Below are 23,233 nucleotides of genomic sequence, written 5' to 3'. Positions count from 1 at the left end.
GGCCCGCCGCCGGGCCGTCACAATCGCGACCATGGCCAAGGTTCTGGTGGTGGAGGACACCGACAGCATCCGGGAGGTCGTCGAGCTCGCGCTGGACGACGCCTGTTTCGACGTGCGCACCGCCGCCGACGGCGACCGCGCGCTGGCCGAGCTGCGGGCGTGGGACCCGGACGTGGTCGTGCTCGACCTGAACATCCCCGGTCCGGACGGCCTCGAAGTGTGCCGACGGCTGCGCGGGTTCTCCGAGGCCTACGTCGTCATGCTCACCGCGAAGTCCGACGAGGTCGACAAGCTGGTCGGGCTGGCCAGCGGCGCCGACGACTACCTGACGAAGCCGTTTTCGCCGCGCGAGCTGGTGGCGCGGATCCAGGCGATGCTGCGGCGGCCGCGTTCGTTCGCCGTCCCGGCTGCCGGCCGGGTGGTCGGGCCGGTCCGCATCGACGTCGAAGCCCGCGACGTGACGGTCTCGGGTGTGCACGTCGAGCTGACCCGGATCGAGTTCGAGCTGCTGGACGCGCTCACCGAGAACGTCCGCGCGGTGTGCGGCCGCGAGGCGCTGCGCCGCCGGGCGTGGGGCGAGAGCTGGCTGGCCGACGACCACGCCGTCGACGTCCACCTGTCCAACCTGCGCCGCAAGCTGGCGGCGGCGGGCGCGCCGGGGCTGATCGCGACCGTGCGCGGGGTCGGCTACCGGATCGACCGGGGCGTCCGGTGACGCGCACGGTCCTGGTGGTCGACGACGACCCGGACGTGCGGGAGGTCCTGAGCCTGGCCCTGAGCGCTTTTGCGGACTGGCGCGTGGAGACGGCGGCGGGCGGCGCGGAGGCGGTGCTGCGGTGCGGCTCCGGCGGGGTGGACGCGGTCGTGCTGGACGTGGAGATGCCGGGCTACGACGGCCGCCGCACGTTGCGCGAACTGCGGGCGGCGCACGCGGCGCTGCCGGTGGTGTTCCTGACGGCGGCCGCGGACACGACGGGGCTGGCGGAGCTGGGCGCGCTCGCGGTGCTGGCGAAGCCGTTCGACCCCCTGGGCATCGGCACGCGGCTGGCGGGCCTGCTGCGCTGGGACGGCTGAAGCCGCCGAGCTACCACCAGGCGCGTTCGGTGTCCGGGCCCGCCGAGGGCAGGCGGACCGTGAACGCGCTGCCGCCGCCCGCTGCCGCGCTCGCACGGACCGTGCCGCCGTGGGCCTGGACGATTCCGCGCGTGATCGCCAGGCCCAGGCCCGCACCGCCGGTGGGGGCGCCTGCTTGGGCGAACGGCTCGAAGATGCGCTCCTCCTCACCCGGGGGTACGCCGGGGCCGTGGTCGCGGACCGAGACCTCGGCCCACGTCCGGTCGTCGCGGGCGCCGACCGTGATGGCCGTGCCTTCCGGGGCCACCGCCGCCGCGTTGGCCAGGAGGTTCGTGAACACCTGGACCAGGCGGTCGGCGTCACCGCGGACCGGGCCGGTTTTGCCCGCGCGCTCGATGCGGACGCCCATCCGCTCGGCCGCGCCTTCGACGCTGTCCACCGCGCTCTCCAGCACCGCCGCCATGTCCACATCGGACAGCCGGAGGCGCAGCCTGCCGCCCTGCAGGCGGGTCAGGTCGAGGACGTCGTCGGACAGCCGGATCAGCCGGTCGGTGTTCTTCGCCGCGATCGCCACCAGCCGGGCGGCGCGCTCGCCGAGCTCGCCGAAGCGGCCGGAACCCACCAGCTCCAGCGAACCGTGGATCGACGTCAGGGGCGTCCGCAGCTCGTGGCTCACCAGCGAGACGAGCTCCTCACGCACCTCGCGGGCGCGGTTCGCGTCCCGCCGCGCCTGGACGACCGCCACCTCCAGCTCGACCCAGTGCGCGAGGTCCCGCAGCCGGCCGCGCTCGGCCGCCGTCAGGCGCCGCGGTTCGCGGTCGATCAAGCACAGCGTCCCGGCCTTGTGCCCGGACGGCGTGGTCAACGGCTGCCCGGCGTAGAAACGGATGTACGGCGGCCCCGTCACCATCGGGTTGTCCGCGAAGCGCGGATCCAGGTGGGCGTCCGGGATCTCCATCAGGTCGTCGCGTTCGATGGCCCGCGCGCAGAACGAAACACTGCGCCGGGTTTCCCGCTCGTCGAGCCCGGCGCAGGACTTGAACCACTGCCGGTCCAGCTCCACCAGCGACACCAAGGCGATCGGCACGCCGAAGGCGTGCTGGGCGAGCCGGGTGATCCGGTCGAAGCGTTCTTCGCTGGGGGTGTCGAGCAGGTCGAGCGCGCGCACGGCGGCGACCCGCGCCAGCTCCGCGTCCCCGTCCACGGCCCCAGTATCGAAGCGCGCGGCCCCGCTGTCCTGCCGGCGACCCGATCAGGTGACGGTAGCGTCGGCGGGGTGAAGATCATCGTGCTGGGCGCGACCGGGCTCGTCGGGCGAGCGGTCGTCGCCGCCTTGGAGCCCCGCCACGACGTCGTCCGTTCCTCGCGCACGTCCGGGATCCGGGCCGACCTGGGTGCTCCCTCCTCTCTCGACGCGGTGCTTTCCGCCGGTGCCGATGCCGTTGTGTGCTGCGCCGCCAACGTGCCGCTGCGGGCACTCGCCGACCTGACCGACGAGCAGATGCTCGACGACCTGCGCGGCAAGCTGCTCGGCCAGGTCGCCCTCGCCCGGCGCGCCGCGGGGCACCTGAGCGACGGCGGCTCGATCACGCTCACCGGCGGCACGTTCACCGAGCCGATCCCCGGCAGCGGGCTCGGCGCGCTGGTGAACGCCGGGCTCGAAGGGTTCGTCCGGTCGGCCGCCGCGGAACTGCCGCGGGGCCTGCGGATCAACCTCGTGAGCCCGGGCTGGATCAGCGAAACCCTTGAGGCGATGGGGGAAGACGGCGCCGGCGGGACGCCGGTGGCGGCCGTCGCCGAGGCCTACCGCGGCCTCGTCGAAGGGGGCGCCACCGGCACCACCGTCGTTCCCCGGTAGCCCGGCTCAGCGGGGCACGAAGCCCACGTCGTTGTTGGCCTTGTACTGGTCCGGCCACACCGGCATCGGGTCGGTCGACAGCGTGCTTCCCAGTCCACCGTGGAAGTCCGAGTCGAGGTACCACTCCGTCGCCGCGTGGAACTTCGTCGCCGTCAGGCCCGGTGGGGGCGTCGTCCGCAGCTTGTACGTACCTTGCGGGACGTCTTCGAAGTAGTAGACCTCGCCGCCGGCCGTGGTCACCGTGCGGTTCAGCAAACCCTCGTACGCGCTCGGCCCCACCAGCGAGATCTGCGTTTCGCGCAGGGGCTCCGTGCTCTGGCGGATGCCGTCGCCGTTCGTGTCGTCCCAGGCGCGGCCGTGGATGCGGGCGCCGATCTGGGCGAATTCGTCGTACCCGGACCAGTACTGCGCCGTCAGCGTCCGGTCGTGGGTGTTCGAGCTGATCGACCGGTAGCCGTCGTCGACCGCGTGGATCCGGTAGTCGCCCAGTGGCAGGCCGGTGAACGCGTAACCGCCTTGGGCGTCGGTGAACGTGACGTAGTCCGTGGGTGGCGCGACCAGGTGCAGCGTCACCTTGGCACCCGCGCGGCCGGGGTCGCCCGGGTCGTGGCGGAAGTTGCCGTTGCGGTCGAACCAGACCAGGCCCTCCAGCTCCCCGATGTCCGCCGCCGCCGCCGCGGCCGGGCCGGCCAGCACCCCCGTCAGCACCGCGGCCACGGCCCCCAGAACAGCCGCTCTTCGCCGGAACTCCATGGTGGATCCCCCTTCTCGGGCGGCCCCTCGCCGCCGGTGGAAAGAAGCTACCGCGAGGCACCGACAGTTTCGGGATCCCAAGCGTGAGCAGCGAAAGCTTCGTCCAGCGGCGCCTGGATCAACCGGTTCGCGTACGTCGAAACCGTGTACGTCCCGATCCCCAGCACCACCTCCAGCGCGTTGCGCGGGGTGAAGCCGGCCTCGACGAAAGCGGCCAGCGACGCGGGCGGGACATCGCCGGTCGTGTCCATCACGGTCGACGCGAACCGCCGCAGCGCTTCCAGCCGCGCGGACGGCAGGGGAGCCTGCGCCCGCAACGCCGTCACCAGCTCCGGCGCCGCCGACAGCCCTTCCAGCGAAGCGGTGTGCATCGCGACGCAGACGTGGCAGCCGTTGCGCGCGGCCACCGTCATGATCACGACCTCGCGCTCGAGCGCCGGCAGCGTCGTGGCTTCGAAGATCGCGTTCAGCTTGAGGAAGCCGTTCAGCAGTTCCGGGGACGTCGCCATCCGGGCGACGGCGGCCGGGACGTGGCCGAACTTCTTCGCGGTGGCCGCCATCGTCGGGCGCGCGGCCGGGGGTGCAGACTCCGGGGTGTGATCGGGGAACAAGACGTCTCCAGAGGTAGGATCGACAATGTGGTTGTCGAAACCGTAAACCTGGTTGTCGAAAAGGGCAAGTGGCGATGACCGAACCGCCGGGCTACGAGCTGCCCTTCCTCCTCTTCGGCGGCTTCCGCACGCTCATCGACCGCCTGCACGCCGAGCTCGCGCGCCGCGGCCACCCGGACGTCCGGCCGTCGTACGGCTTCGCCATGCAGGCCATCGGCGCCCAGGGCGCGACGGCGTCGGAGATCGGCCGCCGCCTCGGCGTGTCCAAGCAGGCCGCGGGCAAGACCGTCGAACGGCTGGAAGCGCTCGGGTACGCCGAACGCGCCGACGACCCCGCCGACGCGCGCCGCAAGATCGTGCGGCTCAGCGCGCACGGCGTCGACGCGCTCACGAAGTCGGCGGAAATCTTCGACGACCTGCGCGCGGAGTGGGCGCGCGCGGTCGGCGCGGAGCGCGTCGGCGCGCTCGAAGCCGACCTGCGCAAGGTCGTCGGGCCCGCGGCCTACCGGCTGGACGCCGCGGGCTGGTTCACGAGCTAGTACCCGCAGCCCGGGTCCGGCGCGTCCTCCGACAGCGGGCTGCCCGACGGCAGCACGTACAGGACCTCCAGCACCAGCGGCGTCGACCCGAGGTTGCGGCCGATGTGCACCTGGTCGGGCTTCTCGGTGAACGCGCGCCCGGTGCCGAAGACGCCGTCGAGGCTGCAGTCGGCCAGGTTGTGCGTCAGCGTCCCGGCCTTCACGTACGCGTAGAGCGTGCCGTCGTGGAAGTGCCAGCCGGTGTAACCGCCGGGCTGGATGGTGATTTCCCGCAGTGTGTAGTCGGTTTTGCCGATGGTCTTCTGAGCCAGGACGGTGCCGGCGACGCCGCTGCCGGGCGTCGCGGACGCGGTCCCGGAGCCCAGCGTGACGGCCAGGGCGGTCGTGGCGAGGATCGTGACGAGGTCGCGCATCGGGCGGTACTCCTCAGGACGGGCGCAGGGTGCGCCGCATCATCTTGCCCGATTCGGTGCGCGGCAGGCGATCGGTGAAGTCGAACCGCTTCGGCGTCTTGAACCCCGCCAGCTCGGCCCGGCAGTGCTCGGCCAGCCGCGCGGCCAGGTCGTCGCCCGGGAGAACGCCGGGCACCGGCTCGACGACGGCGATCACGCGCTGTCCCCATTCGTCGTCCGGCTCGCCGATCACGGCCGCGTCGGCGACGTCGGGGTGCGAGAGCAGCCGCGCCTCGACCTCGGCCGGGTAGATGTTGACGCCGCCGGAGAGGATCAGGTCGGTCCGGCGGTCGAGCAGGAAGACGCGGCCTTCGGCGTCGCGGTGCCCGAAGTCGCCGACGGTGATGAACTCGCCGGACCGGTTCGCCGCGGTCTTCTCCGGGTCGCCGAGGTAGTCGATCGCGGTGTGGGCCGAGCTGAACCAGATCGTGCCGGGCTCGCCGTCCGGGACCTCGGTGCCGTCGTCGTCGAGGATCTTCAGCCGCACGCCGGTCAAGGGCCGGCCCACGGTGCCCGGCGCGGCCAGCCACCCGGCTGCCGTGACGCCGCAGATCAGCCCTTCCGAAGCGCCGTAGTACTCGTGCACCACCGGGCCGAGCCAGGCGATCATCCGCTCCTTGACCTCACGCGGGCAGGGCGCCGCGCCGTGGATCACGCTCACCAGGCTCGACGTGCCGTACCGCGCGCGGACGTCTTCGGGCAGCCGCAGCATCCGGTGGAACATGGTCGGCACGAGATGGGTGCTGGTGACGTGGTGCCGTTCGATGAGCCGCAACGTCCCTTCGGCGTCGAAGCGGTCCATCAGCACCGCGCTGTGCCCGAGGTGCATCGCGTTGACGGCGAACGAACCGGGCGCCGCGTGGTAGAGCGGGCACGCCACCAGGTGCACCCCCGGCCCCGGGAGAACGCCGAACGCGGCCAGCAGGTCGCGGTGGATCGGGTGCAGCGCGGGCGGGTTCCCGCTCAACGCGCGCCGGACGCCCTTGGGCCGCCCGGTGGTCCCCGACGTGTAGAGCATCGTCTGGCCCGCGGTCCGCGGCTCGGGCGGCGTCGACGGCTCGTCCTCGCCCCAGGTCGCGTAGTCGCCCCAGCCCCCGGCCGCACCGATCGAGAACCGCGGCACGTCGAGGTTGCACTCCCGCGCGATGGCCGCCTCCGCGACGACGACCCGGGCGCCGCTGTTCGCCACCACGTAGGCGATTTCGGCAGGAGAAGACCGGTAGTTGACCGGGGTGAAGTACATCCCGGCCTGCAGGGTCGCGAACAGCAGCTCGAAGTAGGGGAGTCCGTTGTGGACGATCGCGACGACGCCGTCGCCCGGCCCGAGCCCGAGCCGGTGCAGCGCGTGCGTCAGCCGGTTCGCCCGCGCCGCCAGCTCGCCGAAGGTCGCGGCGGTTCCGTCGGGCGCGAGCACCGCGAGCCTGCCCGGGTGCTGCTCGGCGACGTCGAAGAAGGTGCTCACGCACCGCACGCTACCGGGTACCGCGCGACGCATGGACGCGGACGTTTTCGGGCAGGTCCTCGGCGCGGTGCGGGAGTTCGTGCGCAAGGAGGTCGTGCCGCGCGAGGCGGAGATCGACGAGCACGACGAGATCCCGGCGGAAATCCGGGAGAAGGCCGCCGAGCTCGGGTTGTTCGGCTGGGCGCTGCCGGAGGAGTACGGCGGCCTCGGCCTCGCCATGGCCGAGGACGTCCGGCTGGCGATCGAGCTCGGCTGGACGACGCCCGCGTTCCGGTCCCTCTTCGGCACCAACAACGGCATCGCCGGCCAGGCGATCGTGCACTACGGGACGCCCGATCAGCGCACCCGCTGGCTGCCGCGGCTGGCCGCCGGGCAGGCGATCGCCTCCTTCGCGCTCACCGAGGCCGAGGCGGGCTCGGACCCGGGCGGGCTGACCAGCCGCGCGGTCCGCGACGGCGACCGCTACCGGCTCTCGGGCACCAAGCGGTTCATCACGAACGCGCCGCTGGCCGAGGTCTTCGTCGCCTTCGCGCGCACCGACCTCGAAAGCACCGGTAGCCGCGGCATCTCGGCGTTCCTGGTCCCCGCCGGCGCGGAAGGGGTCACCGCCGGCCCGCACGACGCCAAGATGGGCCAGGCCGGCGCGTGGACGTCGGAGGTGGTCTTCGACGACGTCGAGCTGCCGGTGGACGCGCTGGTCGGCGAGGAGGGCAAGGGCTTCGGCATCGCGATGGCCTCGCTCGCCCGCGGCCGGTTGCACATCGCCGCGCTGTGCGTCGGCATGGCCGAACGCGCGCTCGCCGAAGCCGTCGAATACGCGCGGACCGCACGACAGGGCGGCCGCGTGATCGGGGAGTACCAGCTGGTCCAGGCGCTGCTCGCGGAGTCGCACGCGGAGCTGGCGGCCGGTCGCGCGATGGTGCACGAAGCCGCCGCCAAGTACGACTCGGGCGAGGACCGCAAGCTCGGGCCGTCGTCGGCGAAGCTGTTCTGCACGGAGATGCTCGGCCGGGTCGCCGACCGCGCGGTCCAGGTGCACGGCGGCATGGGGTACGTCCGCGGGGTGACGGTCGAGCGGATCTACCGGGACGCGCGCCTGTTCCGCATCTACGAGGGCACCAGCGAGATCCAGAAGCTCGTGATCGCGCGCCAGCTGCTCGAGGACTGAACTTGCGCTGGAGTCCGCTCCAGCTCTTACTGTCGGGAGCATGAGCACCCCACAGCACAAGATCGGCTCCGGGTTCGGGGCCGAAAGCACCGCGGCCGAGGTCGTCGCGGGGATCGACCTGACCGGCGAGCTGGCGATCGTCACCGGCGGCTACTCCGGCCTCGGCCTGGAAACCACCAGGGCGCTGACCGCGGCGGGCGCGCACGTCGTCGTCCCGGCCCGGCGGCGGGCCACCGCCGAAGAAGCGTTGCGGGGCCTCGGAAACGTCGAGGTCGCCGAGCTGGACCTGGCCGACCTCGACAGCGTCCGCGCCTTCGCCGAGCGGTTCCTCGCTTCGGGCCGGGGGATCGACGTCTTCATCGGCAGCGCCGGGATCATGGCGTCGCCGGAGACCCGCGTCGGACCGGGCTGGGAGGCGCAGTTCGCGACCAACCACCTCGGCCACTTCGCCCTGGTGAACCGGCTCTGGCCTGCGTTCACCGACGGCGCCCGCGTCGTCTCGGTGTCTTCGCGCGGCCACCACTACGGCCCGGTGCGCTTCGACGACCTCGAATTCCGGCGGGGCTACGACAAGTGGCTCGCCTACGGCCAGGCCAAGACGGCGAACGTGCTTTTCGCGGTCCGGCTCGACAAGCTCGCCCGGGACCGCGTCAGCGCGTTTTCCTTGCACCCGGGCCGGATCCTGACCGACCTCGTGCGCCACCTCGACCGGCAGGAGCTGGTCGACGCCGGGATGGTGGACGCCGACGGCCGGGTGACCGGCGGTGCCAAGACTCCGGAGCAGGGCGCCGCGACGCAGGTCTGGGCGGCGACGTCCCCGCAGCTCGACGGCCTCGGTGGCGTTTACCTCGAAGACTGCGACGTCGCCGAGCCCGCCCCGGCCGACGGCACGCGCACGGGCGTCAAGGACTACGCGATCGACCCCGCCCTGGCCGAGCGCCTGTGGACGGTGTCGGCCGAGCTCACCGGCGTCAACGCCTTCTAGAGCTTCTCGATCTGCCGCACGAGCAGGTCGATCTCGTCCTCGGTGTTGTAGTAGTGCACCGAAGCGCGGAGCAGGTCCGGCAGGCCGCGCGCGGTGAAGTCGTACTGGGCCGACGGCCGTGACGACACCGACGTGTTGATGCCCGCTTCGGCCAGCCGGGCCTTGATCTCCTTGGCCGGCGTGCCCTCCACGGTGAAGGTGACGATGCCGCACTGGCGGGCACCGATGTCGCGCACGCGGGCGCCGGCTTCGGTCAGCCGTTCGCGCAGCGTGGCGGCCAGCGAAGTGACGCGCGTTTCGATGGCAGGCAGGCCCCACTCGAGCGCGTAGTCGATGGCGGCGCCCAGGCCGAGGACGGCGGCGAAGTCCTTCTCCCACACCTCGAAGCGCTTGGCGGTCGGGTCGACGACGTACTCCGCCGGCGACGTCCAGCTCGCGGAGTGCAGGTCGAGCATCGCCGGCTCCAGCCGCTCCCGCAGCCGGGGGTGCGCGTAGAGGAAGCCGGTGCCGCGCGGGCCGCGCAGGTACTTGCGGCCGGTCACCGACAGCGCGTCGCACTTCAAGCGGGAGACGTCGAGGTCGAGCTGGCCCGCCGACTGGCAGGCGTCGAGCAGGAACGGGATGCCGGCGGCCTCGGCGATCGCGCCGATCTCCTCGGCCGGGTTCACCAGGCCGCCCTGGGTGGGCACGTGGCTGACGGCGATCAGCTTGACGTCGCCGCCCACGCGCCGGCGCAGCTCCTCGACGTCCAGCTGCCCGGACTCGTCGTCGCCGATCACCTCGACGACCGCGCCCGTGCGCTTCGCGACCTGCAGGAACGCGATGGCGTTGCTCGCGTACTCCGCGCGGGAGGTGAGGATCCGGTCGCCGGGACCGAACGGCAGCGCGTAGAACACCGCCTGCCACGAGCGCGTCGCGTTGTCGGTGAGGGCGATGTCGTCGGGTCCGGCGCCGACCAGCCGCGCCGCGGACGCGTACACGGCCTCGAAGCGGTCCGACGCCTCGGCGATCGCTTCGTAGCCGCCGGTCAGCGCCTCGTGGCGCAGGTAGTCGACGACCGTGTCGGTCACGACGGCCGGCGGGAGCGCGGAGCCCGCGTTGTTCAGGTGGACAACTTCGGCGCAGCCGGGGGTCTCACGGCGTGCGCGCTCGACGTCGAAGGCCATACCAACTGAATACAGTAGATAGGTACTGTATGCAATACTTCCGGCCATGGCCCGGACCCCGCTGCGCAGCGACCTCATCGAGCGGATCACCGCCCGCGTGCTCGATGGACGGCTCGCCGCCGGCAGCCGCATCAACGAGGTGCACCTGGCCCGTGAGCTGGGCGTCAGCCGGACGCCGCTGCGGGAGGCGCTGATCGGGCTCGCCGACCGCGGCCTGCTCGTCTCCGCGCCCGGCCGCGGTTTCCTCGTGCCGCCGTTCGACCCGGACGAGGCCCGCCGGCTTTACCCGCTGGTCGCCGAGCTCGAAGCCCTCGCGCTGCGCTGGACGTCGCCGCTGGAGCTGGCCGGGCTGCCGGACGCGCTCGACGCCGTCGCCGAAGAAATGGACGCCGTGCTGGCCGACGGCGGCGATCTGTCCGATGTGGACGACCGGTGGCACGCGCTGCTGTTGTCCCGCTGCCCGAACCCGCACCTGCTGCGGCTGCTCGGGCAGACCAAGCCGCTGCTCAAGCGGTACGAATCGTGCTACTTCGGCGGGGCGGGCCGGGCCGCGGAGAGCATCGGCGAGCACCGCCGGATCGCCGCGGCCCTGCGCGAAGGCGACTTGCCCGCCGCGTCCGCGGTGCTCGTCCGGAACTGGGTGAAAGCCCTGGCCTACCTGGGGAAGGACGACCGATGATCATCGCGCACCTGAGCGATCTCCACCTCGACGGCGAGCCGCGGGCCGAAGAACGCGTCGCCGCCGTGATGGCCTACCTGGGCGGGCTGGCGCGGCCGGTCGACGCCGTCGTCGTCACCGGAGACATCGCCGACCACGGCGCGGCCGCCGAGTACGCGCGTGCCGCCGAGCTCCTCGAGCACCCGGCGCCGGTGCTGGTCTGCCCGGGCAACCACGACGTCCGCGCGGAATTCCGGGCCGGGCTGCTCGGCGCGGCGCCGTCGGACGAGCCGATCGACTTCGCCCGTGAGGTCGGCGGCGTGCTGTTCGCCCTGTGCGATTCGACGATCCCCGGCGCGGGTGCGGGTTTCCTCGCCGACTCGACCTTGGACTGGCTCGACGGCGTGCTTTCCGGCGGGGACGGCCCGGCGATCGTCGCCTTCCACCACCCGCCGGTCGAGGTCGGCGTCCCGCTGGTGGACGCGATCCGCCAGAGCGGCGAAGAGCGGCTGGCGGCTGTCCTGGCCCGGCATCCCCGTGTGAAGGCGCTGCTGGCCGGGCACGTGCACACCGGCGCCTCGACGGTGTTCGCCGGGGTGCCGCTGCGCATCGCGCCGGGCGTCGTCTCGCAGTCGCTGCTGCCGGTCGAGCCGGGCGCGGACCGCGGCTGGGCCGACGGCGGCCCGCTGGACCACGAGCGGCCGCCGTCCCTGCTGCTGCACGTCCTGCACGACGACGGCCGGGTGACCAGCCACCACCGGGTCGTCAGCGGCTGAACACCGGCAGCGTGATCCGGGACGGCCGGGCCGCGTCGTGGAAGATCTCGAAGCGGTTCGGTTTGCCGTCCACCGCCGACGTGATCGGTTCGCCGGTGCCGTGGTTGCGCGCGAAGCGGGGGAAACCGCCGCCCGCCACCTGGACGCGCAGGCGGTGGCCGCGGCGGAAGCGGTACGCCGTCGGGTCGAGGTCGATCTCCGCCGTCACCACGCCGTCGGGGTCCGCGGCCGGGAAACCCGGGCGCAACCGCAGGATCCCGTCGGTCACGTTGCGGGACACGCCGTCCGGGTCGACGTCGCAGAGGCGGACGTAGACGTCGGCGTGGCCGAGCTCGGTGCGCACGTGCACGGTCGCGGCCACGTCGCCGATGACGTCGAGGTCCGCGGGCAGCGGCTCGCCGGTGAAGACGAGCACGTCCGGGCGGGCCTCGACCTCCTGGTTGTCGCGCTGCTTCGTGTCGCCGGTGAGCAGGGGACCGCCGACCGCCGGGGTCGGGTCGGCCGGGTCGTAGGTGAACGTCGCCGGCAGCGCCTGCTCGGCCACCTCGCCGAGCCCGCCGACCGGTCGCAGGTGCGACGCGGTCGCCGTCGACGGAGGCGGCCACGATTCGAAGTCCAGCCAGGAGTTCGCGCCCTGCAGGAACAGCCGGACCGGCGAGCGCTGCAGCTGGGCGCGGTCGCCGAGCAGGTGCGCGCGGAGGAACCCGAGCTGGTCGCGGATCATCGGGCCCATGCTCGCCGGCTCGCCGTGCGCCCACGGCCCGATGGTGATCCGAGGCTTCTTGCCCGCTTCGGCGAGGATCCGGAAGTCGCGCAGCTGCCCGCGGATGAACAGGTCGTACCACCCGGTGACCATGGACACCGGGACGCCGAGCTTCGCGACTTCGGCGCTGTGGTCGGACATCACCCAGTAGTCGTCGTCCGGCACGAAGTGGGCGGTGATGTCCTGCAGGAACCGCACCGGCTTCCCGATCGCGGCGACGTCGGCGCCGCTGAGCGGGAGGTGCGCCATCGCGCGGCGGGTCTTGCGCTTCTGGATCGGGTTGGGCAGCGCGGCGAACCGCTCTTCCTGGCGGCCGATCATCGCCGACCAGGACACCATGTTGTCCGCCGCGAGCACGCCGCCCGGGTAGAACGTCGAGACGAACTCCGACGCGGTCACGCCGAGGCACATCGCCTCGAGGGGAGGTTCGAGGTACGGGCCGACCGCCCACTGCGTGTGCCCGAGGTAGCTGGCGCCGGCCATGGCGACCCGGCCGTCGCACCACGGCTGCTCCCGCAGCCATTCCGCGGTCGCCACGCCGTCCTCGCGCTCGAGGTGGAACGGCCGGAACTCGCCGCCGGAGCCGAAGGAGCCGCGCGTGCTCTGGATGACCGTCTGCAGCCCGTGCCGGGCGAACGTGTCGCCGAAGAGCTTGGACAGCAGGCCCGTGCGCCCGTACGGCGTGCGGATCAGCACCACCGGCGCCGGCGTGGTCCCCTCGGGGGCGTACCGGTCGGCCAGCAGCGTGACGCCGTCGGGCATCCTCGTTTCGAGGTCGCGCGTCACGACCGGCTTCGGCCCTTCGGCACGCGGGAGCCCGAGCAGCTTGTCGACAAGTCGGTCCAGCACGGGGTCCCCTGTCAGCCGAAGCGGAGTCGATCCTTCCGGATCCGACCGTACCTCAGTTCGCGCGGGCGAGCGTCTCGGGACGCAGCAGCCTGGCCAGCTCTTCGGCCGGGATCAGGCCCTTTTCGACCACGAGTTCGGCCACGCCCCGGCCGGTGGCCAGCGCCTCCTTGGCGATTTCCGTCGCGGCCGCGTAGCCGATGGCCGGGTTCAGCGCCGTCACCAGCCCGATGGAGTTCTCGACGTAGGAGCGCAGGACGTCGACGTTGGCCGTGATCCCCGAAACGCACTTCTCGGCCAAAGTACGGCAGGCCGCGCCCAGGTGCGTGATGCTCTCCGACAGCGCGTGCAGGATGATCGGCTCGAACGCGTTGAGCTGCAGCTGCCCGGCCTCGGCGGCCATCGTCACGGTGACGTCGTTGCCGATCACCTCGAACGCGACCTGGTTCACCACTTCGGGGATCACCGGGTTGATCTTGCCGGGCATGATCGACGACCCCGCCTGCACCGGCGGCAGGTTGATCTCGTTCAGGCCGGCGCGCGGGCCCGAGGACAGCAGGCGCAGGTCGTTGCAGCTCTTCGAGAGCTTGACGGCGATCCGCTTGAGCACCCCCGAAAGGTGCACGAACGCGCCGCAGTCCTGAGTGGCTTCGACGAGGTCCGCTGCCGTTTCCACCGGCAGCCCGGTGATCTCGCGCAGGTGCCGGCACGCGGCTTCGGCGTACCCCGGCGCGGCGTTGAGGCCGGTGCCGATGGCGGTCGCGCCGAGGTTGATCTCGTGCAGCAGGGCGACGGCTTCGTTCAGCCGCAACCGGTCCTCGCCGAGCATCACCGCGTAGGTGCCGAACTCCTGGCCGAGCGTCATCGGGACCGCGTCCTGCAGCTGCGTGCGGCCCATCTTCAGCACGTCGTGGAACTCGACGGCCTTGGCCGCGAACGCCTTTTCGAGCACGACCATCGACCCGGCCAGCTCGCGCACGGCGATGATCGTCGCGACGTTGACCGCGGTCGGGTAGGCGTCGTTCGTGGACTGCCCGAGGTTGACGTGCTCGTTGGGGTGCACGACGTGGTAGTCGCCCTTGGCGTGCCCGAGCAGCTCGAGCGCGCGGTTCGCGATCACCTCGTTGGCGTTCATGTTGGTCGACGTCCCGGCGCCGCCCTGGATGACGTCGACGACGAACTCGCCGTGCAGCGCGCCTTCGCGGATCTCCCGGCAGGCCGCGGTGATGGCGTCGGCGATCTCGGGCCGGAGGAGACCGAGTTCGGCGTTGGCGCGCGCCGCGGCCTCCTTCACCGACGCGAGCGCTTCGACCAGGTGCGGGTACGCGGCGATCGTCGTGCCGGTGATGGGGAAGTTCTCGCGGGCGCGGGCGGTGTGCACGCCCCAGTACGCGTCGGCGGGGACGTCCTTGTCGCCGAGCAGGTCGTGTTCGCGGCGGGTGGTCATCGCAGGCTCCCCACGGGCAGGTTTCCGACGAAACGCAGGTTTTCCGGGCCGGGCGGCACCTCGACGCCGACGAGCTTCAGCGCCGCGGCCAGCACCGGGTAGCGCGCCCGGTCGCCGCCGTCGGCGATCTTGACGGCGATCGCCGTGCCGTCCGGCAGCGCGGCGACCTGGACGGCCTCGAAGCCGTCCTTCGCGAGCAGCCCCGGCACCGCGCGCATGACGGCGGTGACGTCGCGGCGGCTGCCACCGACCAGCTCGGGGTGCCGCCGGACGCCGTCGGCGACCAGGTGCTCCGGCGTCCCCGGCGCGGCCGTGGCGATCTTCGAAACGGCGGTGGCGAGCCCGCGCAACGTCGTCGCGAACAGCGGCGCGCCGCAGCCGTCGACGGCGACGCGCTCGATGCCGTGCCCGGTCAGGTCCTCGACGGTGGCGGCGATCGCGCGCTGCAGCGGGTGCGCCGGATCGAGGTAGCCGCCGGTGTCCCAGCCGTTCAGGTCGCACGTCGCGAGCATCGCGGCGTGCTTGCCGGAGCAGTTGTGCGCCACGCGGCTCGGGGTGCGGCCGGCCGCGAGCCAGTCGTCGCGCTCGACCGGGTCGTAGGGCAAGTCGGCCGGGTTGCCGAGCGCGTCGGGGGAGCGGCCGCCGAGCACGTCCGCGACGGCGTCGAGGTGCATCCGCTCGCCGGAGTGGCTGGCCGCCGCGATCGCGAAGCCGGCGGGGGACAGGCGCAGCCCGAGCCGCGCCATCGCCGTGGCCTGCAACGGTTTCGCCGTCGAGCGCGGGTACATCGGGACGTCCGGGTCGCCCGCGGCGAACAGCGTCGTGCCGTCCGGGGCGAGCACGACCAGGGAGCCGTGGTGCACGCCCTCGACCAGGCCACCGCGGACCAGCTCGACCAGGGGTTCGTGGCTCACACGCCCTCCTCGTCGAACGCGCGCATGTCGATCCGCTTGCGCACGGCGAACCAGCCCACGACCAGCGCGACGAGGATCACGGGCAGCGCCAGGAGGGTGATCCGGCCGGTCTCGTCGAAGCCCATCAGGACGACGACGGCGGCGAGGAACACCAGCGTCGCGATCTCGGTGCAGGGCGAGAACGGCAGCCGGAACGACGGCCGCTCGAAGCCTTCGCGCTCGGCCTTGCGGACGAACAGCAGGTGGCAGAGCACGATGATGGCCCAGGTGGCGAGGATGCCGATCGCGGCGAAGTTCAGGACGATGTCGAAGGCGTCCTTCGGCACGACGTAGTTGAGCCCGACCCCCAGCACGCAGACGGCCGCGGTGAGCAGGATCCCGCCGTAGGGCACGTGGTTGCGGTTCATCACGCCGGTGAACTTCGGCGCCGAGCCCGCCGTCGCCATCGACCGCAGGATGCGGCCGGTCGAGTAGAGGCCGGAGTTCAGGCTGGACAGCGCGGCGGTGAGCACGACCAGGTTCATCACGCTGTCCGCGGCGGGCACGCCGAGGTGGGAGAGCACGGTGACGAACGGGCTCTGGTCCTTCGTGTAGGAGCTCCACGGCAGCAGCATCGCGAGCAGCACGACCGAACCGACGTAGAACACCGCGATCCGCCACATGATGGAGTTGATCGCCTTCGGCATGATCTTCTCCGGGTTCTCGGTCTCGCCGGCGGCGACGCCGACCAGCTCGACCGAGGCGTAGGCGAACACCACGCCCTGCACGATCAGCACCATCGGCAGGAGACCGGTGGGGAAGATCCCGCCGTGCTCGGTGATCAGCTGCGGGCCCGGCACGCTGCCGTCGATCGGCGTCCGCGTCACCAGCAGGAAGATCCCGATCGCCATGAACAGCACGAGCGCGGCGACCTTGACGATGGCGAACCAGAACTCCATCTCGCCGAACAGCTTCACCGAGACGAGGTTGAGCGTCAGGACCACGGCGAGCGCGATCAGCGCGAGCACCCACTGCGGGATCGGCGAGAAGAACGACCAGAAGTGCGCGTAGAGCGCGATCGCCGTGATGTCGGCGATGCCGGTGGTCGACCAGTTGAGGAAGTGCATCCAGCCGGCGACGTACGCGCCCTTCTCGCCCATGAATTCGCGGGCGTAGGAGACGAAGGCACCGCTGGAGGGCCGGTACAGGATGAGCTCGCCGAGCGCGCGGACGACGAAGAAGGCGAAGAGCCCGCACACGGCGTAGACGATCGCGAGCGCCGGGCCGGCCTGGGCGAGCCGGCCGCCGGCCCCGAGGAAGAGGCCGGTGCCGATGGCCCCACCGATGGCGATCATGTTCACGTGCCGGGGCTTGAGCGCCTTCCGGTAGCCGGCGTCGCCCGCGTCGGCTGACGGCGTGAGGGTCTGTTCGGTCACTGGTCCCCGTTCACGATGCTGGTCAGGGTGGCCTCGACGTGCTCGAGGTGCGCGGTCATGGCGGCGACGGCGTCCGCTTCGGAGCCGCTCGCGATGGCCGTGACGATCTCGCGGTGTTCGGCGTCGGACCGCGCGCGCCGGTCGCCGAGCTGGTTGAGGAAGGCGGACTGGCGGGCCAGCGCGTCCCGGATCTCCTCGATCACCTTCCCGAACACGGGGTTGCCCGAGGCCTGGGCGATGGTGATGTGGAAGAGCGAGTCGAGCGCGACCCACGCGGTGTTGTCGGTCTCGGCGTCCATCCGGTCCAGGAGGTGGCCGAGCAGGTCGAGGTGGTCCTGGTCGCGCCTGAGGGCGGCGTACCCGGCGACGGGGATCTCGACGTGCCGGCGCACCTCGATGAGGTCCCGGGCGGAGTAGGGCCCGAAGGTGGGGTTCTCGGCGGGCCCGGTCGCGGTGACGAAGGTGCCCTTGCCGGTCTTGGACTCGGTCATCCCGAGGGCCTGCAGACCGCGCAGCGCTTCCCGGATGACCGACCGGCTGACCTCGAACTCCCTGCTCAGGGACGCTTCGGAAGGCAGCTTGGCGCCGACGGGGTAGTCCCCGCGTCCGATCAGCTGCCGAAGGTGCGCCAGCACGGCTTCCATGGCACTCACCCGGCGAGGACCACCTTGTCCGGCTGTCTGGCTGTCAGACAGGTTCATGCGGGGAATGCTCGGTCCCGCACCCCTGGGTGTCAACGCGAGCGGCCGCGGCTGTGGCTCACCTCACCGGCAGCTCCACCGGGCCCGCCACGCGCGGCTCGGCGCTTGCGCTCGGTCCGGCGGGGAGGTCGCGACCACTGGCCAGCCGCCCGTGGCCGCCACAGCCCAGCCACGCGCCGCCCCGTGACTACCGTGCCCTCGGCCGCTCCACGTGCCGTGATCATCACCGCCCACCCCGGGCGGGTCTTGAATGACTCATCCAGGACCTCCCGGCAGTCGCCGGCCCCGGCGCCGGCGGCCGCCGAAGGTCCCCGCCGCGGCCGCCCGAACCGCCATACCCGCGGCGGTCGTCCTGGCTACCCGCCCGGCCGCTCCGCGTGATCGCCCGGCCGCACCGCGTGCCGTGATCATCACCGCCCGAAATGAGGGCGAGTCGTGCCTCCGCTCCCGGCCCCCAGAGGCGCACAATCGAGCCCGGCGAGTGCGGGATAGGCTGGGGGACCCGGGCGCGCCGGTCCCATCCAGACAGGGGAGGTTTTCGCTGGTGTCGAACGATTCTTTCGTCCACCTGCACGTCCACACCGAGTACTCGATGCTCGACGGTGCGGCGAAGATCGCCCCTCTCTTCGCGGAGGCGGCGCGCCTCGGCATGCCCGCGGTCGGCATGACCGACCACGGCAACATGTACGGCGGCGACGAGTTCTACCAGCAGTCGAAGAAGCACGGCCTCAAGCCGATCATCGGCATCGAGGCCTACATCGCGCCGGAGAGCCGCTTCCACAAGAAGCCGGTCTTCTGGGGGCAGTCGAACCAGCGCGGCTCCGACGAGCTGGGCGAGGGCGGCGACGTCTCGGGCGCCGGTGCCTACACCCACATGACGATGCTCGCGCAGAACGCCACCGGGCTGCGGAACCTCTTCAAGCTGTCCTCGCTGGCCAGCATGCAGGGCTACTACCGCAAGCCGCGGATGGACCGCGAGCTGATCGCCGAAAACCACGCCGGCATCATCGCCACCACCGGCTGCCCGTCCGGTGAGGTGCAGACCCGGCTGCGGCTGGGGCAGAAGGAAGCGGCGATCCAGGCCGCGTCCGACTACAAGGACATCTTCGGCGCGGACAACTTCTTCCTCGAGCTGATGGACCACGGCCTGCCGATCGAGCGGTCGGTCCGCGAGGGCCTGCTCGAGGTCGGCCGCCTGCTCGACCTCAAGCCGATCGCCACCAACGACTCGCACTACGTCACGAAGGACCAGGCCGACACGCACTCGGCGCTGCTGTGCGTCCAGGCGGGCAAGACCCTCAACGACCCGACCCGCTTCAAGTTCGACGGCGACGGCTACTACCTCAAGGCCGCCGCCGAGATGCGCGAGTACTGGGACAAGGAGGTGCCCGGCGCGGCCGACAACACGCTGCTGATCGCCGAGCGCGTCGAGTCCTACGACGACGTCTACGCGCACAAGGACCGGCTGCCGTTCTTCGAGGTGCCGGAGGGCTACGACCAGGGCGGCTGGCTGCGCGAAGAGGTCCAGCGCGGCCTCAAGTGGCGCTTCCCGGACGGCGTGCCGGACGAGTACTACAACCAGCGGATCGAGATCGAGCTCGACGTCATCATCGGGAAGGGCTTCCCGGCCTACTTCCTCATCGTCGCCGACCTCATCAGCTACGCCCGCCGCGTCGGCATCCGGGTCGGCCCGGGCCGAGGTTCGGCCGCCGGCTCGCTCGTCGCGTACGTCCTCGGCATCACCAACCTGGACCCGATCCCGCAGAAGCTGCTGTTCGAGCGGTTCCTGAACCCCGAGCGCGTCTCGATGCCCGACATCGACATCGACTTCGACGACCGCCGGCGCGGCGAGATGATCCGGTACGCCACCGAGAAGTACGGCGCGGACAAGGTCGCCCAGGTCATCACCTTCGGCACCATTAAGACCAAGGCGGCGATCAAGGACTCCGCGCGCGTCCACTTCGGGCAGCCGGGCTACGCGATCGCGGACAAGATCTCCAAGGCGCTGCCGCCGCCGATCATGGCGAAGGACATCCCGCTCTCGGGCATCGTCGACTCGAAGCACGAGCGCTACGGCGAGGCCGCCGAGGTCCGCGCGCTGGTCGAGACCGACGAAGAGTGCAAGACGATCTTCGAGACCGCCCGCGGCCTCGAGGGCCTGATCCGCAACGCGGGTGTGCACGCCTGCGCGGTCATCATGTCGTGCGACCCGCTGACCGACGCCATCCCGCTCTGGCAGCGCGACGACGGCTCGATCATCACCGGCTGGGACTACCCGTCGTGCGAGGCCATCGGCCTGCTGAAGATGGACTTCCTGGGCCTGCGGAACCTGACGGTCATCGGCGACGCGATCGACAACATCAAGGCCAACCGCGGGATCGACATCGACCTCGACACCCTGGGCGTCGAGGACCCGGAGACCTACAAGCTGCTCGCCCGCGGCGACACGCTCGGCGTGTTCCAGCTGGACGGCGGGCCCATGCGGGACCTGCTCCGCCGCATGGAGCCCACGGTGTTCGACGACATCGTCGCGGTCGGCGCGCTGTACCGCCCCGGCCCGATGGGCATGAACGCGCACAACGACTACGCCGACCGGAAGAACAACCGGCAGAAGGTCAAGCCGATCCACCCGGAGCTCGACGAGCCGCTGCGGGAAATCCTGGCCGACACCTACGGCCTGATCGTGTACCAAGAGCAGATCATGCACATCGGCCAGAAGGTGGCCGGGTACACGATGGGGCGCGCGGACGTGCTCCGCCGCGCGATGGGCAAGAAGAAGAAGGAAGTCCTCGACCTCGAGTACGAGGGCTTCGAAGCCGGGATGAAGGCGAGCGAGCTGGTCCCGGGCGGGTTCTCCGCCGAGGCCGTCAAGGCGCTCTGGGACACGATCCTCCCGTTCGCCGGCTACGCGTTCAACAAGAGCCACGCGGCCGCGTACGGCCTGGTCTCCTACTGGACGGCGTACCTCAAGGCGAACTTCACGCCGGAGTACATGGCCGCGCTGCTGACGTCGGTCGGCGACAACAAGGACAAGTCGGCGGTCTACCTGTCCGAGTGCCGCCGGCTCGGCATCAAGGTGCTGCCGCCGGACGTCAACGAGTCGGCCCTGCGGTTCGCGGCCGTCGGGGACGACATCCGCTTCGGCATGGGTGCCGTCCGCAACGTCGGCGCGAACGTTGTCGAGTCGATCATCAAGACCCGCGAGGAGAAGGGGAAGTACGCCTCCTTCACCGACTTCCTCGACAAGTCCGAGCTCGTGGCCTGCAACAAGCGGGTCATCGAATCGCTGATCAAGGCGGGCGGGTTCGACTCGCTCGGCCACACGCGGCTGTCGATGATCCAGGTCCACGAAGACGCGGTCGAAGCCGTCGTCCCGCTCAAGCGCCAGGAGGCGATGGGCCAGTTCGACCTGTTCGGCTTCGGCGGGGACGACGGCGAAGCGGCGCCCTCCTCCTCGCCGCTCGCGCACCTGAAGTTCGGCGAGGAGGAGTACCCGCGAAAGCAGCTGCTCGCCTACGAACGCGAGATGCTGGGCCTGTACGTCTCGGCGCACCCGCTGGACGGCGCCGAGCGGATCCTGCGCAAGCACGCCCCGAAGCCGATCGCCGGGATCCTCGCCGATCCGCCGCGCGAAGGCGAGATCGTCATCTCCGGGCTGATCACGTCGCTGGAGCGGCGGGTCAACAAGAAGGGCGAGCCCTGGGCGATCTGCACGGTCGAGGACATGGACGCCTCGCTCGAAGTGCTGTTCTTCCCGAAGTCGTACGCGCTGTTCTCGAGTGAGCTGATCGAGGACAACGCGGTGCTGGTCAAGGGCCGGGTCAACTGGCGCGAGGACAAGATGTCGATCTTCGGCGGCGGCCTCGCGACGCTCGACCTGTCCGAGGTCGGCACCGGCAACGGCGACGACGAGCCGCCGCTGGTCCTGCTGGCCGCGGCGGAGAAGATCGACCAGTCGGTGGTGAGCGAGCTGAGGTCCACGCTGCTCGCCCACAAGGGCGAAACGATGGTCCACCTCAAGCTGGTGGGCCGGAACCAGACGGTGTTCGCGCTCCACGACTACCCGGTGAAGGTCAGCTCCATGCTGATCGGCGAGCTGAAGGGCATCCGCGGCATCACCGCGTCGACGTGAGCCCCCGGAGGGCGGGGTTCGCGGGCACAACGCGCGCGGACCCCGCCCTTCGTGTTTGCTGGACGGGATGACCCACGAACCCGACCCCCGCCGCTGGAAAGCGCTCGCCGTCTCGCTGACGGCCGGGTTCATGGGGCTGCTCGACGTCAGCATCGTCAACGTCGCCCTCCCGTCGATGCAGTCCGGGCTGCACGCGAGCAGCGGCGGGATCCGCTGGGTCGTGTCCGGGTACGCGCTGGCGTTCGGGCTGGTCCTGGTCACCGGCGGCCGGCTCGGGGACGCGTTCGGCCGCCGGAACATGTTCCTCGGCGCCCTCGCCGCCTTCGTCGTCACGAGCGCGCTGGCCGGCGCGGCCCCGAACGAGACGACGCTCGTGCTCGCCCGCCTCGCCCAGGGCATCGCGGCGGGCATGCTGACCCCGCAGAACACCGGCCTGATCCAGGATCTCTTCCGCGGCGCCGAGCGCGGCCGGGCGTTCGGGATGTTCGGCGCCGTCGTCGGGATCTCCACGGCGGTCGGCCCGATCCTCGGCGGCGCCATCATCGCCGTCTTCGGCGCCGAGGACGGCTGGCGCTGGGTGTTCTACGTCAACGTCCCGATCGGCGTGCTCGCGTTCGCGCTGGCCCTGCGGCTGCTGCCGCGCAGTGAGAAGAAACAGCTCAAGATCCGGTCGGAGATCGATTTCGCGGGCATCGTGCTGCTCGCGGTCGCGGTGCTCGGCGTGCTGCTGCCGGTCGTCGAATCGGACGACGACGGCCTGGCGCGCCTGTGGTGGCTGTTCCCGATCGCCCTGGTCTTCGGCGTCGCCTTCATCCGCTGGGAGCACTCGGTGTCCCGGCGCGGCCGGACGCCGCTGCTGGACACACGGCTGTTCACCGGCACCCCCGGCTACGCGACCGGCGCGGCGGTCGGCGCGCTCTACTTCTGCGGGTTCGCCGGGATCTGGCTGGTCTTCGCCATGTTCTTCCAGCAAGGCCTCGGCTACTCGCCCCTGCAGTCCGGGCTTTCGGTGACGCCGTTCGCGCTCGGCTCGGCGGTGTCGGCGGCCGTCGCCGGGCGGCTGGTGCCCCGCTTCGGCAGGCGGCTCACCGTCACCGGGCTGGGCATGGTCGCCCTCGGCCTGCTCCTCGTCGCGCTGCTCGCCGAGCTGGTCCCGCCCGCGTCGTCCGGCTGGGCGTTCGCGCTGCCGCTGCTGTTCGCCGGCGTGGGCGGCGGGATGGTGATCTCGCCGAACACGACGTTGACGCTCGAATGCGTGCCGGTCCGGATGGCCGGCGTCGCGGGTGGCGCGCTGCAGACCGGGCAGCGGATCGGCACCGCGATCGGCACCGCGGTGCTCGCTTCGGTGTTCGGCGCGGTCGTGGGCACGGGCTCGGCCTACCCGGTCGCGCTGACCGTCGCGCTCAGCTGCGCGGCCGTCCTGACGTGCGGCGCGCTGGCGCTGGCGGTCGCCGAGCTCCGGGCGCGCCGGCACCGCGCCTCGGTAGAAGAGCGCGAAGCGCGGGAGGCGCAC

General features: G+C 71.7%; 21 protein-coding genes (1 of these 21 cut by a window edge). 10 read left to right on the top strand and 11 right to left on the bottom strand.

Annotation, left to right across the window (positions count from 1 at the left end; genetic code table 11):
* Positions 1 to 31 precede the first annotated feature (31 nt).
* Together MUY14_RS25805 and MUY14_RS25800 are read left to right on the top strand one after the other, a co-directional pair.
* Complete coding sequence (locus MUY14_RS25805; RefSeq protein ID WP_247012679.1) at positions 32 to 715, top strand: response regulator transcription factor; 684 nt, start codon at positions 32 to 34, stop codon at positions 713 to 715.
* Positions 712 to 1,074: a response regulator gene (locus tag MUY14_RS25800; RefSeq protein WP_247012677.1), complete on the top strand. Its 363-nt coding sequence runs from the start codon at positions 712 to 714 to the stop codon at positions 1,072 to 1,074. Before MUY14_RS25805 ends, MUY14_RS25800 begins: the two co-directional genes overlap by 4 nt.
* Before the next feature lie 10 nt (positions 1,075 to 1,084).
* Here MUY14_RS25800 and MUY14_RS25795 read toward each other — a convergent pair whose 3' ends face one another.
* Positions 1,085 to 2,278 (bottom strand): GAF domain-containing sensor histidine kinase, encoded by a 1,194-nt coding sequence (locus MUY14_RS25795; protein WP_247012675.1) that lies wholly within the window; start codon positions 2,276 to 2,278, stop codon positions 1,085 to 1,087.
* Between the two features lie 72 nt (positions 2,279 to 2,350).
* Between MUY14_RS25795 and MUY14_RS25790 the strand changes: the two genes are divergently transcribed.
* Positions 2,351 to 2,932 carry a short chain dehydrogenase gene (locus MUY14_RS25790; protein ID WP_247012673.1) on the top strand — a complete coding sequence of 194 codons (582 nt, stop codon included), beginning with the start codon at positions 2,351 to 2,353 and terminating at the stop codon, positions 2,930 to 2,932.
* Positions 2,933 to 2,938: 6 nt separating this feature from the next.
* Here MUY14_RS25790 and MUY14_RS25785 read toward each other — a convergent pair whose 3' ends face one another.
* Both MUY14_RS25785 and MUY14_RS25780 read right to left on the bottom strand, forming a co-directional pair.
* On the bottom strand, positions 2,939 to 3,649 hold the full coding sequence (locus tag MUY14_RS25785) for an SdrD B-like domain-containing protein (RefSeq protein ID WP_247012671.1): 711 nt from the start codon (positions 3,647 to 3,649) through the stop codon (positions 2,939 to 2,941).
* Positions 3,650 to 3,732: 83 nt separating this feature from the next.
* Positions 3,733 to 4,296, bottom strand: a complete 564-nt coding sequence (locus tag MUY14_RS25780; RefSeq protein ID WP_247012669.1) for a carboxymuconolactone decarboxylase family protein — start codon at positions 4,294 to 4,296, stop codon at positions 3,733 to 3,735.
* 74 nt (positions 4,297 to 4,370) lie between these two features.
* On the opposite strand from MUY14_RS25780, the gene MUY14_RS25775 reads away from it, so the two are divergent.
* Positions 4,371 to 4,835: a MarR family winged helix-turn-helix transcriptional regulator gene (locus MUY14_RS25775; RefSeq protein ID WP_247012667.1), complete on the top strand. Its 465-nt coding sequence runs from the start codon at positions 4,371 to 4,373 to the stop codon at positions 4,833 to 4,835.
* Here the strand turns inward: MUY14_RS25775 and MUY14_RS25770 are convergent.
* The gene (locus MUY14_RS25770; protein ID WP_247012665.1) at positions 4,832 to 5,248 is read right to left on the bottom strand and encodes a cupin domain-containing protein; all 417 of its coding nucleotides are present in this window, start codon (positions 5,246 to 5,248) and stop codon (positions 4,832 to 4,834) included. The genes MUY14_RS25775 and MUY14_RS25770 overlap by 4 nt on opposite strands.
* Before the next feature lie 13 nt (positions 5,249 to 5,261).
* Positions 5,262 to 6,749, bottom strand: a complete 1,488-nt coding sequence (locus MUY14_RS25765; protein WP_247012663.1) for an AMP-binding protein — start codon at positions 6,747 to 6,749, stop codon at positions 5,262 to 5,264.
* A gap of 31 nt (positions 6,750 to 6,780) precedes the next feature.
* On the opposite strand from MUY14_RS25765, the gene MUY14_RS25760 reads away from it, so the two are divergent.
* The gene (locus MUY14_RS25760) at positions 6,781 to 7,917 is read left to right on the top strand and encodes an acyl-CoA dehydrogenase family protein (RefSeq protein ID WP_247012661.1); all 1,137 of its coding nucleotides are present in this window, start codon (positions 6,781 to 6,783) and stop codon (positions 7,915 to 7,917) included.
* A gap of 40 nt (positions 7,918 to 7,957) precedes the next feature.
* On the top strand, positions 7,958 to 8,902 hold the full coding sequence (locus MUY14_RS25755; RefSeq protein WP_247012659.1) for an SDR family NAD(P)-dependent oxidoreductase: 945 nt from the start codon (positions 7,958 to 7,960) through the stop codon (positions 8,900 to 8,902).
* On the opposite strand, the gene MUY14_RS25750 is transcribed toward MUY14_RS25755, so the two are convergent.
* Positions 8,899 to 10,068: an aminotransferase class V-fold PLP-dependent enzyme gene (locus MUY14_RS25750; protein ID WP_247012657.1), complete on the bottom strand. Its 1,170-nt coding sequence runs from the start codon at positions 10,066 to 10,068 to the stop codon at positions 8,899 to 8,901. The genes MUY14_RS25755 and MUY14_RS25750 overlap by 4 nt on opposite strands.
* Before the next feature lie 46 nt (positions 10,069 to 10,114).
* On the opposite strand from MUY14_RS25750, the gene MUY14_RS25745 reads away from it, so the two are divergent.
* Together MUY14_RS25745 and MUY14_RS25740 are read left to right on the top strand one after the other, a co-directional pair.
* Entirely contained in the window at positions 10,115 to 10,747 is a 633-nt protein-coding gene (locus tag MUY14_RS25745; RefSeq protein ID WP_247012655.1) for a GntR family transcriptional regulator, read from the top strand.
* The gene (locus tag MUY14_RS25740) at positions 10,744 to 11,502 is read left to right on the top strand and encodes a metallophosphoesterase (RefSeq protein WP_247012653.1); all 759 of its coding nucleotides are present in this window, start codon (positions 10,744 to 10,746) and stop codon (positions 11,500 to 11,502) included. Before MUY14_RS25745 ends, MUY14_RS25740 begins: the two co-directional genes overlap by 4 nt.
* On the opposite strand, the gene MUY14_RS25735 is transcribed toward MUY14_RS25740, so the two are convergent.
* Genes MUY14_RS25735 through MUY14_RS25715 form a run of 5 tightly spaced genes read right to left on the bottom strand, consistent with a single transcriptional unit; the run spans position 11,492 to position 17,531 of the window.
* A complete protein-coding gene (locus MUY14_RS25735) occupies positions 11,492 to 13,114 on the bottom strand; it encodes a CocE/NonD family hydrolase (RefSeq protein WP_247012651.1) in 1,623 nt (540 codons plus the stop codon). The two genes, MUY14_RS25740 and MUY14_RS25735, sit on opposite strands and share 11 nt — an antisense overlap.
* A gap of 52 nt (positions 13,115 to 13,166) precedes the next feature.
* On the bottom strand, positions 13,167 to 14,558 hold the full coding sequence (gene aspA, locus MUY14_RS25730) for an aspartate ammonia-lyase (RefSeq protein WP_247012649.1): 1,392 nt from the start codon (positions 14,556 to 14,558) through the stop codon (positions 13,167 to 13,169).
* A complete protein-coding gene (locus MUY14_RS25725) occupies positions 14,555 to 15,472 on the bottom strand; it encodes an asparaginase (protein WP_247012647.1) in 918 nt (305 codons plus the stop codon). The genes aspA and MUY14_RS25725 overlap by 4 nt, the downstream gene beginning before the upstream one ends.
* Entirely contained in the window at positions 15,469 to 16,887 is a 1,419-nt protein-coding gene (locus MUY14_RS25720; protein WP_247012645.1) for an amino acid permease, read from the bottom strand. Before MUY14_RS25720 ends, MUY14_RS25725 begins: the two co-directional genes overlap by 4 nt.
* Entirely contained in the window at positions 16,884 to 17,531 is a 648-nt protein-coding gene (locus MUY14_RS25715) for a FadR/GntR family transcriptional regulator (RefSeq protein WP_247025240.1), read from the bottom strand. The genes MUY14_RS25720 and MUY14_RS25715 overlap by 4 nt, the downstream gene beginning before the upstream one ends.
* Positions 17,532 to 18,132: 601 nt before the next feature.
* On the opposite strand from MUY14_RS25715, the gene dnaE reads away from it, so the two are divergent.
* Together dnaE and MUY14_RS25705 are read left to right on the top strand one after the other, a co-directional pair.
* Entirely contained in the window at positions 18,133 to 21,720 is a 3,588-nt protein-coding gene (gene dnaE / locus MUY14_RS25710) for a DNA polymerase III subunit alpha (RefSeq protein WP_247012642.1), read from the top strand.
* A 67-nt stretch (positions 21,721 to 21,787) separates the two neighbouring features.
* A protein-coding gene (locus tag MUY14_RS25705; RefSeq protein WP_247012640.1) for an MFS transporter crosses the window boundary here: on the top strand, positions 21,788 to 23,233 show its 5' portion. The gene runs 30 nt beyond the window's last position; 1,446 of the gene's 1,476 nt are visible here — the first part of the coding sequence; its start codon is at positions 21,788 to 21,790; its stop codon lies beyond the right edge, outside the window.

This window comes from Amycolatopsis sp. FBCC-B4732 (assembly GCF_023008405.1).
Lineage (GTDB): Bacteria > Actinomycetota > Actinomycetes > Mycobacteriales > Pseudonocardiaceae > Amycolatopsis > Amycolatopsis pretoriensis_A.
The sequence above is the reverse complement of the archived record's forward strand: the minus strand, read 5'-3'. Positions and strand labels throughout refer to the sequence as shown.